The sequence below is a fragment of the Haloarcula halophila genome (assembly GCF_029278565.1).
Lineage (GTDB): Archaea > Halobacteriota > Halobacteria > Halobacteriales > Haloarculaceae > Haloarcula > Haloarcula halophila.
The window spans coordinates 1,326,085-1,339,781 of record NZ_CP119559.1 but is presented as its reverse complement, the minus strand read 5'-3'; the positions used below and the strand labels follow the sequence as shown (position 1 = coordinate 1,339,781).

Annotated in this window: 16 protein-coding genes; 2 read left to right on the top strand and 14 right to left on the bottom strand. The window is 66.2% G+C overall.

What is annotated here, in order from left to right:
• Window positions 1-9: 9 nt before the first annotated feature.
• Window positions 10-777: a nucleotide-binding protein gene (locus tag P0204_RS07065; RefSeq protein ID WP_276222878.1), complete on the top strand. Its 768-nt coding sequence runs from the start codon at window positions 10-12 to the stop codon at window positions 775-777.
• On the top strand, window positions 774-1,316 hold the full coding sequence (locus tag P0204_RS07060; protein WP_276222876.1) for a DUF8054 family protein: 543 nt from the start codon (window positions 774-776) through the stop codon (window positions 1,314-1,316). Before P0204_RS07065 ends, P0204_RS07060 begins: the two co-directional genes overlap by 4 nt.
• Here P0204_RS07060 and P0204_RS07055 read toward each other — a convergent pair.
• The 14 genes from P0204_RS07055 to P0204_RS06990 all read right to left on the bottom strand — a co-directional run bounded on the left by P0204_RS07055 (window position 1,313) and on the right by P0204_RS06990 (window position 13,520).
• On the bottom strand, window positions 1,313-1,546 hold the full coding sequence (locus P0204_RS07055; protein ID WP_276222874.1) for a helix-turn-helix domain-containing protein: 234 nt from the start codon (window positions 1,544-1,546) through the stop codon (window positions 1,313-1,315). The genes P0204_RS07060 and P0204_RS07055 overlap by 4 nt on opposite strands.
• A gap of 264 nt (window positions 1,547-1,810) precedes the next feature.
• Window positions 1,811-2,608, bottom strand: coding sequence for a helix-turn-helix transcriptional regulator (locus P0204_RS07050; RefSeq protein ID WP_276222872.1), 798 nt, complete (start codon window positions 2,606-2,608; stop codon window positions 1,811-1,813).
• A gap of 56 nt (window positions 2,609-2,664) precedes the next feature.
• A complete protein-coding gene (locus tag P0204_RS07045) occupies window positions 2,665-3,183 on the bottom strand; it encodes a DUF7261 family protein (RefSeq protein ID WP_276222871.1) in 519 nt (172 codons plus the stop codon).
• Entirely contained in the window at window positions 3,180-3,584 is a 405-nt protein-coding gene (locus tag P0204_RS07040; RefSeq protein ID WP_276222869.1) for a DUF7262 family protein, read from the bottom strand. Before P0204_RS07040 ends, P0204_RS07045 begins: the two co-directional genes overlap by 4 nt.
• The gene (locus tag P0204_RS07035; protein ID WP_276222867.1) at window positions 3,577-4,278 is read right to left on the bottom strand and encodes a DUF7263 family protein; all 702 of its coding nucleotides are present in this window, start codon (window positions 4,276-4,278) and stop codon (window positions 3,577-3,579) included. The genes P0204_RS07040 and P0204_RS07035 overlap by 8 nt, the downstream gene beginning before the upstream one ends.
• Window positions 4,275-4,721 (bottom strand): DUF7266 family protein, encoded by a 447-nt coding sequence (locus P0204_RS07030; RefSeq protein WP_276222865.1) that lies wholly within the window; start codon window positions 4,719-4,721, stop codon window positions 4,275-4,277. Before P0204_RS07030 ends, P0204_RS07035 begins: the two co-directional genes overlap by 4 nt.
• On the bottom strand, window positions 4,714-5,427 hold the full coding sequence (locus P0204_RS07025) for a DUF7289 family protein (RefSeq protein WP_276222863.1): 714 nt from the start codon (window positions 5,425-5,427) through the stop codon (window positions 4,714-4,716). Before P0204_RS07025 ends, P0204_RS07030 begins: the two co-directional genes overlap by 8 nt.
• Window positions 5,424-7,310, bottom strand: coding sequence for a type II secretion system F family protein (locus P0204_RS07020; protein ID WP_276222860.1), 1,887 nt, complete (start codon window positions 7,308-7,310; stop codon window positions 5,424-5,426). The genes P0204_RS07025 and P0204_RS07020 overlap by 4 nt, the downstream gene beginning before the upstream one ends.
• A complete protein-coding gene (locus P0204_RS07015; RefSeq protein WP_276222859.1) occupies window positions 7,300-9,531 on the bottom strand; it encodes a type II/IV secretion system ATPase subunit in 2,232 nt (743 codons plus the stop codon). Before P0204_RS07015 ends, P0204_RS07020 begins: the two co-directional genes overlap by 11 nt.
• A 108-nt stretch (window positions 9,532-9,639) precedes the next feature.
• Complete coding sequence (locus tag P0204_RS07010) at window positions 9,640-9,810, bottom strand: hypothetical protein (protein WP_276222857.1); 171 nt, start codon at window positions 9,808-9,810, stop codon at window positions 9,640-9,642.
• Window positions 9,811-9,844: 34 nt separating this feature from the next.
• A complete protein-coding gene (locus P0204_RS07005) occupies window positions 9,845-10,033 on the bottom strand; it encodes a hypothetical protein (RefSeq protein WP_276222856.1) in 189 nt (62 codons plus the stop codon).
• A 45-nt stretch (window positions 10,034-10,078) separates the two neighbouring features.
• The gene (locus tag P0204_RS07000) at window positions 10,079-10,765 is read right to left on the bottom strand and encodes a hypothetical protein (RefSeq protein ID WP_276222854.1); all 687 of its coding nucleotides are present in this window, start codon (window positions 10,763-10,765) and stop codon (window positions 10,079-10,081) included.
• Window positions 10,766-10,831: 66 nt separating this feature from the next.
• Complete coding sequence (locus P0204_RS06995; RefSeq protein ID WP_276222852.1) at window positions 10,832-13,090, bottom strand: amino acid permease; 2,259 nt, start codon at window positions 13,088-13,090, stop codon at window positions 10,832-10,834.
• Window positions 13,083-13,520: a universal stress protein gene (locus tag P0204_RS06990; protein ID WP_276222850.1), complete on the bottom strand. Its 438-nt coding sequence runs from the start codon at window positions 13,518-13,520 to the stop codon at window positions 13,083-13,085. The genes P0204_RS06995 and P0204_RS06990 overlap by 8 nt, the downstream gene beginning before the upstream one ends.
• Window positions 13,521-13,697: the final 177 nt, after the last annotated feature.

Sequence of the window (13,697 nt, the reverse complement as noted above, 5' to 3'; positions counted from 1 at the left end):
AGAACCGCCATGGTCGAAGTCTTCGCCGTCGCCAGCGGGAAGGGTGGGACCGGGAAGACCACCAGCACGGTCGCCCTGGGGATGGCACTGGCCGACCGGTACGACGTGACCGTCGTCGACGCCGACACTGGGATGGCTAACCTGCTGTTTCACGCGGGCCTCTCGGACGTGGAGACGACGCTCCACGACGTCCTCGCCGGCGACCGCCCGATCGGTGAGGCCACCTACGACCGCTTCGGGATGAGGGTCGTCCCCTGCGGAACGAGCCTCGACGGGTTCCGTGACGCCGATCCGAAACGACTCCGTGAGGCCGTCGCGACGCTCGCGACCGACACCGACGTCCTGCTGTTGGACTCCCCACCGGCACTGGATAGTCGCGCTGCGGTCCTCCCGATCGTGATGGCCGATCGGATCGTCGTCGTCCTCCAGCCGACGATCCCCGCGATCTCGGACGGTCTGAAGGTTCAGGAGTACGCGAGTTCCTACGGGACCGGTGTCGCCGGTGTCCTGTTCAACAAGGTCCGACCCGACGAGGACATCGAGGGGATCGCCGAGAAGACCGAGCGGTATTTCGACGGACCGACCCTGGCGACAGTGCCCGAGAGCGAGCAGGCCCGCGAGGCCCGCCGCGCCGGCCGGCCACTACTCGCTCACGCACCGGAGTGTGACGCCGCCGGCGCGTTTCGCCGTGTTGCAGACGGACTCTCCGTACAACCGGTTCCCTCGGAGACTGTGGCCGATCGGGTCCGCAGTGCCGTCATCCCCGAACCGCCATGAACCTGTCCCGCGGTCGCTTGGAGAAGTCACGCGTCGTCGCTGACCCGCGCGACACACTCGCCGAGGCGCTCGACCGGGGCTTTACCGGCTACACGGTCTTTGAATCCCAGGACGCGCTTCTGCTCGACGCCGACGGGCGGGGTGTCGTCACGTTCGAAGACGGCGTCCCGACACGCGCCTACCACACCGGTACCGAGCGGGGCGGCCCGCCGGCGCTCGCGGACCTGGCCGTTCCCGGGCCGTACCACGTCACGATGTACGCGACCGAGTCGTCGGTACTGTCCGACTCCGGGGACGACGTGATTCCGCCCGGGATGGCCGCGGAGCGACTCGCCGGGGACCCAGCCCTGGCACGGAGCACACGACGGGCCGCACCGACGGAGCGGCGACGCGCTTCGACGGACGAGAGAGCGGACTCGACCGAGGAGTCGACACAGGGAGCGGTCGAGGCCTTCCTGGAGAACGAAGCGAAGATCGAAGCGATCCGCGAACAGGCTCGTACGGAGGCACAGGAGCGTGCCGAGGAGTGGGACCTCTAGTCGGTCCGAACGGGAATCCACCAGACACGCGAGCGCCCGCCGACTTTCTTGCTCGTGATATCAGTCTCGTCTTCGAGTGCGTGTAACTTGTTCAGTGCCGTTCGGCGAGAACAACCCAATCGATCGGCGATCTCCGACGCGGTCAGTGGCTCAGCGTAATCCTCACGCTGCTTGAACACCTCGATGACATCCGATTCAGTGTACTGGATTTCCCGTCCGGGTGGTGACATATCCACACCGACGCCCCGATGTTACTTATAGATTGAACCGGCACGACCCGACAGTCACTGCCCGGTGACCGTCGGGTCGTACCCGTGGTCCGGAACTTGGTGTTACAACTGCTGTAACATGTGTTCGGGTCAGTAACACAGTGCAGTGCGTAGATATAGGTCGGTATCGGTTTCAGTAACGGACGCCCTTCCGCTACGGCGTCCACGGGTGCCCCACCTGACGCTTCGGCCCCTCCTTCATCCGCTGGTCGCCGCCATCCGTTTTCACTCCGGTGCCGACAACACGGTCCCGAGCGGCGTCGCAGCCGCACGGTACTGTTCGAACTGGTCGATCGCCCACTCCCGTGCGACGGGGTCCTCGACGACCAATGCCACACGGAGGTTGTTCCCGTCGTCGTAGGCACCCAGACAGCACCCGCGGTCGTCGACGACGAGCCCGAAGTCGAGCGACGATTCGTGGACGTAGAACTCGATCGATTCGTGGTCGATCCCCCGTTCCAGTTCCTCGCGGAACTCCCGTTCGGAACGCTCCAAGACGCCGTCGTCGATGATCGATTCGATCCGGACGCCTCGTTCCAACAACGTTGCAGCAGCCTCGTTGAACGTCGCTGCCACGATCGGGGAGATCGTCTTGACCGGCCCTTCGGCGTCGGCAAACCAGTCGGTGAGCCGGTTGACGGGTGCGAGCGGCGTCTGTTCGCTGCTGACGGTTATCCTTCCGGCGTCGAAGACGATATCGGGGAGTTCGTCGCCGATCGGTCCGAGATACTGCGCAAGCGGGCCGAACTCCCTGGCTCGCTCGGCCTCGTTCACCAGTGCGGCGTACCGTTCGTACATCCGTCGACCGGTTAGCGTCAACCGGTAGTCCCCGTCGACTTTCCGGACCCACTGCCGGTCGCTACAGCCAGCTAAGATCCGTTGGATCGTCGTCCGCGTCGCGTCGATCCGTTCACACAGTTCACAGGGACGCGCCGGCGACTCGGCCAGCGCGGAGACCACGGCGAACCGTGCGGGTGAGCCGGTCAGAAATTGGATGTCCCGGTGAACTGCATCCCGTGTCATTACTACGACATACGGCCGTACGGTAAAGAATGACTCGGTCGTGTCCAGTCGCGTCCTCAGCCAGTCACCGGGACGACGACGGTGACAGCGGTCCGACCCCGCTGTGTGGTGACTGTCACGTCGAACCCGACCGCCAACACGTGGGTTCGTCCGGTGCGCTCCTGGACAGCGACGCCCCGGTCGGTCCGACACGGTCCGAACGCACGGTTCGGACCGCTGGCACAGTTCGAACGTTGCCAGGCTGTCGCGGCCGTCTCGTTGTAGCTCACGTTCCGAACTACGCCCTCCCGGACGCCTGCTGTCCGGAGCCGATCGAGCGTCGGTGCGAGGGTCCCGCGGACGGCACTGACTGCGGCACTGCGGCGGGACCAGCTGTAGTCCCGTGGAATGCCTCGACTGGCTGCTGGCACCGACCGTTCGAGGACGCGTAGCGTCGCGGCGGTCGGATCGTCGTCGTCGGCTGTCGCATGGACGTCCCCGTGATAGCCGAGTTGTAACGCCGCAAGCACCAGTAGCGCGATCGCGATCGCGACCAGTACCGCGGCGACGAGGACGAGCTGTCCGCGTTCGCTCACGCGTACCACACCTCGACGCTGACCTGTCCGGCGCCAGTCGGGACGACAGCCGTCCCTGTCACCGTCTGTCGTGGCTGGGCGAGGCCGACGCTCCCATGTGGTGTCTCGATCCGAAAGAGAACGTTTCCGGGGAGAATCCGTTCGACGCGTCGTTCGAGCGCTCCGCGTTCCCGATCGAACGCTGCCTCGCTCGCGACGACTTCCCGGAGCCGTGTCGACCCACCGTGGCGTGGCTGTTCGTTTGCCAGTACCGTCGCCACGTCGGTAGCGTACGCTTCCAGTTGTGGGCCGCGGGCGTCCGCCGCCGGTGGTCCAAGCGCGAAGCCGAGCGTGACGCTCAGGATCACCACGACGCCGATAGCCACTTCGAGTACCGACAGCGGTAGCTGTCCCCTACGCATCGACGGTCACCACCAGCGTCGCCTTCGTCGTCCGGGGCGGTGCGTACTTTACAGTCACCGAGCCTGCTGGGACCACTCCGGCTCCCTCGAAACGCAGTTCCGTCGTTTCGTAGGGGACCAGCGACACGGTGAAGGTCCCGTTTAGCCCGCTCCGGTTGTGCAGGACGACCCGCTCGTCGGCTCTGACCGTCCAGAGTTCCGTCCCAGGCGGTGTCGAAACCGTGATCGTCGCGCTGTCGGTCCGGCGGGGCAACGTCACCGAACCGCTCCCGGTTACGTTCGGGGTGACCGTCCGTGTCTCACGACGCTCGACGAGGACGATCCGCCGAACCGTCGTTCCCCCGCTCGTCGTTCCAGTCGCTGCCAGCCGTGAGCCGTTCAGCGAGACTGCGACGGTGGTATTCCGCGCCGGCGGAACCGATCGAACGAGTCGTCCCCGGTCGAATGTGGCGACCCGTGTCGCGTTGAGGACGTTGGCGCGTGCCGCCAGCGGTCCCGCCGGAGCCACGAGCCGATCGGCAGTCGTCACGGCCAGTCGCCGTTCGTCGGCTGTTCGATCGTGTCCGGAAAGCGTTCCGTCCGCGACTGCCAGTGCCAGTCCGGTTACGACGGTCAACAACACCAGAGCGACTGCGAGCGACGGGAGTGAGGTCTGTGCTCGTTCCGCCGCGGGCCTGTCCAGTGATTCCCTCATGAATCCCCCTCCAGTGTCACCGTCACGTTTCCCCGCCCGCCGGTTACCCTGACGGTCGTCTGCTCTCCGCTCTCCCAGGCTCCGTCGAGGCTGTCGACCCGGCTCGGAAGGACCGGCTGGACACGCCCGTCGATCGACGGGTCCGGGTGGTCGAGGACGAGCGAATCACCGTCTGTCCGGATCGTGTAGGCGGCTCCGTCGATGGTCGCCGGCAGATCGACCTGGACGCTGGCGGTCACGGTCCGCGCTCGCGGTGGCACCGCCGCTTCGATCCGTGCCGCCGACTGCACTAGCGTCCGCTCTCCGAGTTCACTCCCCACTGCGGACTGATACTCAGGCACCACGCCGCCGTACAACGTCGTCGTCAGGAGCCCGATGTAGAGGACGACGATACCGAGCCCCAGTAGCTTCTCGACGACCGTACTGAGTCCACGACTATCCATGTGCTACCTCCGTTCGCATGTCGTGGACGACGAGATAGACGGTCTCCCGTCCGCCGACGCTAGCGACGACGCTCGGCGTCCCGTCACCGTCGATATCGCGGGTCCGCGTCGCCAGTCCCAACTGGCGGAAGTACCGCCCGAACGCCTCGGGTGTCGCCGTCTCGATCGCGATCCGATAATCGGCCCTGGGGAACCGCTCCCGAGTGTGGCTGACGTTCGTCCGGAGCCGTGCGGTCACGGTATCGCCGGCGACCGCACCGCCGCTGGCGTTGAGCCGTGGTGCCCCGACGACTAACGTGTCTTTCGTCCGTGTGACGGTCAGCGACGGCTCGCGAACGAGCCACGCCTCGTCGGGTCGACCCCGAACCACGGCGCCGCCGACGAACGCTGTTCGGGCGCCTGACGTGGTGTAGACGAGCGCGTCTATCGGGACGACACGGACGACACCGCTGGCGTTTAGCACGCGTAGTTCCCGCTCGGCGCTCCCGACGTGTCCGTCGGTGAATCGGAGCTGTGTTGTCCCCTGGCCGGTCCGTTCACTGGGTTCTAGCCCGTTTTGAAACGCATCCGCGACCCGCGTCGCGTCGGCCGTGGCCGTCTGTCCGTCGACGATGCTGCCGACCGTCGCGGTGAGGCCGCCGAGCGCGACGTGGGTCAACCCCAACAGGAGGACGACCCCGACGACGTGTGACTGTGCTCGCCTCACAGTAGTCCCACCCCAGCGTAGACGACGTAGCCCAACACGACCAGCAGACTGGAGTGCAGCAACGCCTCGTAGACACCCCGACTGGCGGTTCCAGCGAACCAGCCACAGGAGACCATCGTGGCCTGCGTGACGAGATAGAACCGGCGACGAGCACTGGCAGGATCGATCGCTCTCGGGTTCAACGCGATGCTCTGTCCGCCGGTGACCGCCGACAGCTGTGCGAACCGGTCGAGGACGTAGACGTTTACCGCCACGGTGATACAGACGACGAGGAGCGCGGTCGTCCAGCCGACGGCGACGTAGACGAGCAGCGCCGACCGGAGCGCCTTCCGCTGGTGATAGAGTTTCCCGATCTCCGTCTGGAGCGTCTCGAATATCTCCTCGGCGTCGCTGCCGGCGTCGAGGGCACCGACGACGAGCCCGACCGTCTGCTCGGCCAGCGGCGTCCCGACCCGGTCGACGAACTGATCGAGCGCCGCGGCACGGCGGTCCGCCGAGGCGTCGGCGGGGCTGTCGCCCAGGTCCAGCGTGAAGGCAAGCGCCCTGACGTCGTCGGCGAGCGCACCGAGTTGGATGTCCTGTGCGACACGTTTGACTGCGTCCGGGAACGGCCGCCCGAGTGCCACGTGCCCCGCGACTGCGTGGACGAAGTCCTGTATCTCTCGGTCTTTGGCGTCGTCTCGTCTCGCACGGCGGATCGAGACCACTCCGATCGGGAGGCCGACGGCCGCGTACGTGAGTATGGCGACGTTCAACGGCCCGTACCCCAGCGCCCACAACCCGGCTGCGATCGGTCCGCCGATCGGGAGACAGACGGCCGTCGCACTTGCCGGGTTCGACGGCGCAGTCGCCAGGATCGAGACGAGGTTCTCCGGACGGCTGTACGACGGTGCTGCCGCGTTGTGTGGCCGGAGCGTGACGACGACCGCGGCCGAGAGTGCGCCGGCGGCGAGGACGAAGACGGCACTGCCTGCGACGACGACGGTCTGTGTCGAGACCGACCCCACCGGGGTCGAAACAGCTCTCGACAGCCCCGGCGCGAGGACGCTCATCACCGTCACGATGAGGACGACGAGTGCGGGGAGGATCAGCAAGACGACGAACAGTTCCGCGAGCAGTTCGAGATACCCCGTCGCTCGCTCGTGGCGCCGACTCTGTTGGTGTGAGAGGAGCCGTCCTTCCATCTCCAGATATCCCTCCAGCGCTTCGGCGCTCTGGTTCGCGTGCTCCCGGAACTTCAGCAGGAACGGCGCGAGGAGGTCCCGAGACGGAGTTTCGCTCGCCACTCGCTCTAACCCTTCGTCGAGGCTCCCGGTCAGCGCGGCCCGGTTGAGCGCGCGTCGGAACGCGACGGCGGTCTCGCCGTACGCGTCCTGTTGGGCGACCGCTCGCAACATCGCTCGCTGATCCTGTGCCCCCGCAGCGAGGACGCGGAGGTACCGGACCGCTCCCGGCAGTGTCGACTCGATGTCGGCCCGCCGTGCCGTGGCGACCCAGGCGAGGTATCGACCGCCCAGCCTGAAGACGACCCAGCGTGCGAGGGTCCCGACGACGAGCCCGACACCGGCGGCAGCGACTCCACGCGGGACTGCGGGCAGCTGTACACGATCGAGTACCGGGAGGCTGTTGCTCCCGGCCGTCGTGACCGCGTCGACGGTTGCCGGCGGGAGCAGTGCGACAGCCGATGCGGCCACCGCCCCACTCGCCAGACAGAGTATCCAGGAGAGTGCGTACAGCCGTGCCACGTACAGACCGAAGTCGACGTCCGGGTTCGCTTCTCGATACAGCTCTCGCGTACGGACGTGGCGAGTATCGTCCGCGTGATGCCCGAACAGGGCATACAATCCTCGGTCGAGCAGTCCGAGCGTCCCATCAGTCGTCATCGCTCACCCCTGTCTCGACTCCAGCGCCGTCCGCCTCCGCCTGTCGGCGCAGTCGCTCGACGGTCGCTGCCTCGTTGGTCTGGAGATCGGCCAGGACGCCGAACAGGTCGTCGAAGTCCCGACAGCCTTCCCGAACCAGATACTTGACGTACCGATGGCGGCGGTGGAACCGATCCTCGACGGTTTCGACGGGTTCGTCTCTGAGTCGCCCGAGTCGTTCGAACACCTCGGTCCGGACCTGGCGGTCCTCGTCGCCGAGTGACGGGTGGTCGTAGCCGACGGCGTAGCTCCCGTCGGACTCTCGCCAGCAGACCGTATTGTAGTGGAGGACGGTGCCGTCCTTCCGGATCGTGCCGGCCCGGTCGCCGCTCTGTGGCTCGTCGACGAACTCGACCACCTCGCCGACGTAGCGGTCACCGTCGATATGCCGCGGAAACACGACCAGATCGATCTCTTCCAACAGATAGGTCGGGACTCCCTTCTCGATGCTGCGATTGACGAGCGTCTCGATGTCGTCGGCGTGTGTCGTCCCGATGACGCCGTGGCCGGTGTTGAGCGCCTCTGCGAACGTCTCGAACGACGCTGGCGTGTTGATCTCGGCGATAACCTCGATATCCGGGTTGAGGTAGTTGCATTGTGTCATCAGGTCAGCCATCGTCACGCGCCGGTGGTCGCGCTCGTGGTCCCGTGTCGTCAGCGACACCCCAGTTTCGTGTGGAATCCGGACCTCCCGTGACCCTTCATCCATACTGATCGGACGGTCACGGTAGGGGATGAACGGCATGTGGGCGTTCATCAACGTCGTCTTCCCGACACCGGTTGCACCCGAAAACAGGACGACGCCGTGGGATTCATAGAACAGCCACAGCAGCGCGACCAGTTCCGTCGGCAGCGAGTCCCGCTCGATCAGATCGACTGGTGTCATCGCGTCGGCTGACTGCTTGCGGATCGAGATGTGTGGGCCGCCCTCGCTGATCGTCGGGAGCGCGACCGCACAGCGGACCGTCTCGTCGGCGTCGTGGACGGCTTCGCTGTCGGGATCGACGTTGACCTTCGCACTCGGGTTCGAAGCGTTGAGTTCGGTCCCGTCGTCAGTCGCCAACTGGGTGACGACGTTGACGAACCCCTGTTCGGAGTCGAACTGGAGGTTCGTCGGGACCCGGCCGTCGTGGCCCAGGTCCGCCCGGGGGAGCACTTTGATCCGTTCGCCGACGCGGTTCGCTTCGATGTCTTCGAGCGTCGGATCACGGATCGGAACTGTCAGTTGTCCGTATCCGACCAGATCACGGAGGACGTAGTACAGCAGGTCGTCGAGGCGGCCGTCGGAGAACCGACTGTCGACCGGTGGGACCGCCAGGTCGAACTCCGCCAGGGCGGCCCGCAGTCTGTATCTGGCCGCATCGAGCCACTCGGTCGTGTTTCGGACCGTCAACTGTCGTGCGAGCAGTGATCGGGCACGCTCGCGGACGAACTCGACGCGGTCCTCGACGAGTCCGTCGACGTTTGTCTCCCAGATGCGCTCTTTACACTCCTTGATGAGTGTCTCGTCGCCGGGCAGTAGCGACGGTTCTCTGACGGCGTATTTCGTGGTGAACGGGTCCGACCCCAGTAGGTGTTCGCGGTAGACGACGACCGGGATCTCGAACTCGTGAAACTCGACGGTGTGGCGCTCGACGCGCTCGCTGGTGAACCGATCGATGTAGGACGGATCGGTGTCGAGGTCGGTCTCGGCGGGCGCGTAGTCGGCGGTGTGGACGACGACCCCGTCGTCGTCGATATCGGCGACGTCGATCCGGTCGTCCAGTGCGTACGGCGTCAGTTCGCCGAGACACGCCAGCGAACAGAGTGCGTGGTATTCGATGCGGCGACGGCCGGCCGGCGAGCAGTCGACGAGCCGGTCGATCACCTGCTGGTGTTTCGGGTCGAATCCCCGTTCCATCCGCTCGACAGCACCTTCTCTGGTCCGTGGCCGCTGTCGTTCGGCCGTCTCGAAATAGCTCTCGACCGTCGCGAGTGCCTCGGCTTCCCCGGCAGCGAGGACCGGTTCACGGACCTCGTAGCCGAACCCGTCCTCGCGCGAGCGGATGGTGACGACGACGCCAGGATAGAGTTCGTCTTGCTCGCGGACCGACGGCGCGTACCAGGCGTCGGTGTCGTCGGGCGGAACCGGCGACGGAACTGACCGTCTCCCTCCTCCCTCGGTACCCCCTCGATTGCTCATCTTGGAGAGGTTTGTCTACCGATTTAATTTAAAACTTAGGGAAGAGTATAGAATCGGTCGTCGGCAGTTTCATCGAGCGATGTCGGTCACTCTCTGGCCCGGGTCGACTCAGGCCTTCGCGCCGGCGACGCCGCTGCCGATGGCGGCGCCACACTCGGTACACGCGACGAGATAGAACCGCTTGGAAGCGGCGAAGAATCCGGTCGTCGCGTCCATCTCGACGAACTCCACGTCGTCCTGTGCGTCCAGAGTCGCCTCGCATTCGGGGCAGTGAACCATTGGTGGGCGATCGTGATTCGGTTGTCGGTAGTTCTCAGACGGCACCACCGCCACCGGCCTTCGCGCCGGCGACGCCGCTGCCGATCGTTGCGCCACAGGCGGCACAGTTGGCGGTGTAGAACCGCTTGGATGCCGCCAGGAACCCGGTCGTGGCGTCCATCTCGGAGAACTCGATGTCGTCCGCCTCGGCCAGGGTTGTCTCACATTCAGGGCAGTGTACCATACACGCACCCGTACTCGGTCGGCGAGCAAATAGCTGTGGGCTGGCTCAGTAGTGTCGGAACAGCAGTTGCCGGACGTCGTCTTTCGTCCGCACGCCCGTCGTCGTCCCGTCCGGGAGATCGACCTCGTAGGGCTCCTCGCTAGTCTCGCTTTTGCGCCACTTGTCGTCGTGTTCCCGGAGGAGCCGGTTGGCCGCCGCGAGGACGCCGCTGGGGCCGTTTCCACCTGTCTCCCCGTCGTCCGTGTCGCCGTCCGTGGCTTCGTCGTCGGTCACGTCAGTGGTGTCGTCGGCGTCTGCGCCATCGGTATCGTCGTCCTCGTTTTCAGGGGTCGCCGTGCCGGCGGACGTAGCGTCGGCGGTGGGACTGTCCCCGTCGTCCGACGCCGTCTCGTCACCGTCGACCTCCACACCGTCGAGGCGGCGTGCGAGTTCCGCCGGTCCAAGTGTCGTCAGGAGCTTCCCACGCATCTCGTCGGCGTTGATACCGCTGCCCGGGATGTCGTCGACGGTCGAGGCGATCTGCTGGAGTTCGGGGTACTCGGCCGACGCGATGCGGTCGTAGGGGCCGCGCTCTTCCCCCTGCTCGTCCGGCGGCGTGTACGTGTCCAGCAGGTAGTCCAGCGCGTCTTCGACCGTCGTGTGGCCGTACGTCTCGACGAAGGCCGCTTCGACGTCGGCACGGACGGCTTCGAGTTGCTCCCGTTGGGACTCGGTGATCGATAGCTCCGGCATCGTTCGGGGCAACGGCGGCCCGCGGCATAATTCGTTCCCCGTCCGAGACGGGGGTCCCGGCGTCGGTTACCCGAACAACCGCTCCAACAGGCTGCGGCTCCGGTGTTTCTCGGCCAGCAGGACCGAACATTCCACGTCGTCGACGACGTCGAGCACGAGGGATCCCGACATCAGCCGCCGGAGCAGTCCCTCCTCGGTCGCGCCGATCAACACCAGTGTCGCGTCCTCGGCGGCCGATTCGATCGCGTGCTCGACGTCTCCGGTTTCGATCCGGCGTGTGGCGTCCGTGAGTTCGTGATCGGCAGCCCAGGCGTCTAGGAAGTCCCGCGCTTCGGCCTCGGACTCGTCGCCGCTGGCGACGTTCAACAGCGTCACTTCCGAGCCGTATTCGGCCTGGAGCAGTCGCGCGATCTCGGCCGAGAGATCCGAGTCCGGACCGCCGGCGGTCGGCAGGAGGATTCGCGAGGGGTCGAACCCGCGGTCGCGCAACACCAGGAAGTCACACGGCACCGACTCGGTCAGTTCGTCGAACGCGGACTCGGCGCGGCCCGGCGAGCCGTGGGCGTCCGGCCCCCACCCCATCACGACGAGGTCCGCGTCGTGGGTCTTGGCGGCGTCGAAGATCTCGTCGAACGATCGGTGGGAGATGATCGTGTGTGTCTCGACGTCGACGCCGAACGTCTCGGCGTCCTCACGGGCACTCTGGAGCAATCCGGCCGAGGTCTCGTCGATCTCGTCGGCACGCTCGGCAGCGCCGGCCAGGGCGGTCTGGTCCGGTACCGTGACGATGTGGGTCGCGACGACTGTCCCACCACGCTGTTTGGCGATGGCGCTGGCAAGCGTGATGAGTTCCGTCTCGTGTTCCGGGTTCGCAAGCGGGACCATCACGCGGTACTGACCCCCGTCGGGTTGGACCCCCGCGGCGGCGTTGACCGCAGCGTCGGGCAACTCGTCCGAGCGCGAGAGGATGTGCTCCGAGAGGATGCCCTGCTTCTCGGTGCGGGTCCGGGCGTAGCCGACGTACCAGAGGACGGCCGCACCGGCGATCCCGAACGTGAGCAACAGCGCCTCGCCCGGGACGAAGGCGAGCAGGGCGAAGGACAGTATCGTGCCCAGGATCGGCAACAGCGGGAACAGCGGGACGGTAAAGTCCGGCGCGTACTCCTCGGGTGCGACGACCCGCATCACGATCAGTGCGATGTTCAACAGCCCGTAGATGATCAGGTGGAGGCCGGAGGCGGCACCGGACAGCAGCGCGATGTCGCCGATCACGATGAACAGCAGGATGAGCCCGCCGGTGATCCCGATGGCGCGGTAGGGCGTCCCGAAGCGATCGTGGATCTCGTTGAGCGCCGGCGTGACGATACCGTCCCGTCCCATCGCGAAGTTGATCCGCGAGGACGCCAGGATCGACGCGTTCGCGCTGGAGGCCGTCGCCAGCAGGCCGCCGAACAGCAACGCACCGCCCATCAGCGCCCCCTGGAGGTACTCCCCGATCTCGACGACGGCGATGGGTCGTGGCTCGTCCGCCGGGATGTCGACGAACAGGTCAGCGATGAACCCTTGGGGGACGGCCGCGCTCATGACGACCAAGACCAGCGCGTAGATGACCGTCACGAGGACGACGCTACCGATGACCGCACGCGGGAGGTTCTTTCCCGGGTCTTTGATCTCTTCGGCGACGCTCGTGATCTGGACGAACCCCAGATACGAGACGAAGATCAGTCCCGTCGTCTCCAGTGTCGTGACGACGTCACGGGCGGGCGGGAGGTTCGCAGGGTCGGCCCGCAGCGTCCCCAGGAAGGTGAACACCGCCAGGATGGCCACCAGGAGGACGACGATGACGTTCTGGAGCCGACCGGTCTCCTTGGCGCCGACGTAGTTGATCGCGACGAAGAGGGCTCCGCCGACCAGTGCGATCAGTTGGATGTACGAAAGCGAGAGCGGCCCGGCACCGACCGAGCCACTGAGTCCGAAGATCCGTGCGATGTAGCGGCCGAAGCCGACCATGTAGAAGGCGCTGGCGAACGCCAGGCCGAGCCAGTTCGCCCAGCCGGCGACCGAGCCAAACAGCGGCCCCAGCGCGTGGTTGACGTAGTAGTACGCACCGCCCGAGCGGGGCATGGCGGTCCCGAGTTCGCTGGCCGACAGCGCCGTGAACATCGCGATGACACCCCCGAGGACGAACGCGACGGCGGCCATCGAACCGGCGTTCATGATCGCCTCGCCCGGGAGAACGAAGATCCCGGCCCCGATCATCGTTCCGACACCGATCGTCAGCGCGGCCAACGGGCCGAGATCCTTCGCGAGGTCCTCGTCACCCATCGCCGTCTGTCACCTCCGTCGTCGACTCGGCGTCGGGCAGCACGACCACCGGGCGGTCGTTCTCCGTGACCAGGCGCAGTGCCACGTCACCGGTGATCAGTTGCACGAACCGACTCCCGCCCCGTGGTGTCACGACGACCGCCGTCGCGTCGTGGTCCGCGGCCGCCCCGAAGATCGTCTCGACGACATCGGTTCCGTAGCTGATCTCGGTCTCGATGTCCCCGAGGACGTCCCTGGCGGCCTCGAACATCTCTTCGGCGGCGAGTTCGCGCTGCTCGACGCCGGCCTTGTCAGGTGCGCCGCCGGCCTTCTCGATGACGTTGATGACGACGACCTCGCCGTAGTCCTGTCCCGCGAGCGCCCGTGCGGAACTCGCTGCGTCCTCGTCGCTGTCGACCGGGAGGATGACCCGATCCAACAGGTCAGCCATGGTAGGACCTCCCGTCGGGGGGCCGATGCTCGTGGCGATCCAGCGACCACATTGCGGCTGACCGGTTCATATCCTCCTCGAAGCACGGACGCTAGTTAACGTTCACGTCTGGCGGTACCTGTGAGATAGAAACCCACTTTACGCGGCCACCTGAAGCGGGCAGACATGAACGACGCG

Excerpts from the sequence above, each read along its gene's own strand:
- P0204_RS07065 (WP_276222878.1), top strand. The coding sequence starts at position 10 with ATGGTCGAAGTCTTCGCCGTCGCCAGCGGGAAGGGTGGGACCGGGAAG.
- P0204_RS07060 (WP_276222876.1), top strand. The coding sequence starts at position 774 with ATGAACCTGTCCCGCGGTCGCTTGGAGAAGTCACGCGTCGTCGCTGAC.
- P0204_RS07055 (WP_276222874.1), bottom strand. The coding sequence starts at position 1,546 with ATGTCACCACCCGGACGGGAAATCCAGTACACTGAATCGGATGTCATC.
- P0204_RS07050 (WP_276222872.1), bottom strand. The coding sequence starts at position 2,608 with ATGACACGGGATGCAGTTCACCGGGACATCCAATTTCTGACCGGCTCA.
- P0204_RS07040 (WP_276222869.1), bottom strand. The coding sequence starts at position 3,584 with ATGCGTAGGGGACAGCTACCGCTGTCGGTACTCGAAGTGGCTATCGGC.
- P0204_RS07035 (WP_276222867.1), bottom strand. The coding sequence starts at position 4,278 with ATGAGGGAATCACTGGACAGGCCCGCGGCGGAACGAGCACAGACCTCA.
- P0204_RS07030 (WP_276222865.1), bottom strand. The coding sequence starts at position 4,721 with ATGGATAGTCGTGGACTCAGTACGGTCGTCGAGAAGCTACTGGGGCTC.
- P0204_RS07020 (WP_276222860.1), bottom strand. The coding sequence starts at position 7,310 with ATGACGACTGATGGGACGCTCGGACTGCTCGACCGAGGATTGTATGCC.
- P0204_RS07015 (WP_276222859.1), bottom strand. The coding sequence starts at position 9,531 with ATGAGCAATCGAGGGGGTACCGAGGGAGGAGGGAGACGGTCAGTTCCG.
- P0204_RS07010 (WP_276222857.1), bottom strand. The coding sequence starts at position 9,810 with ATGGTTCACTGCCCCGAATGCGAGGCGACTCTGGACGCACAGGACGAC.
- P0204_RS07005 (WP_276222856.1), bottom strand. The coding sequence starts at position 10,033 with ATGGTACACTGCCCTGAATGTGAGACAACCCTGGCCGAGGCGGACGAC.
- P0204_RS07000 (WP_276222854.1), bottom strand. The coding sequence starts at position 10,765 with ATGCCGGAGCTATCGATCACCGAGTCCCAACGGGAGCAACTCGAAGCC.
- P0204_RS06995 (WP_276222852.1), bottom strand. The coding sequence starts at position 13,090 with ATGGGTGACGAGGACCTCGCGAAGGATCTCGGCCCGTTGGCCGCGCTG.
- P0204_RS06990 (WP_276222850.1), bottom strand. The coding sequence starts at position 13,520 with ATGGCTGACCTGTTGGATCGGGTCATCCTCCCGGTCGACAGCGACGAG.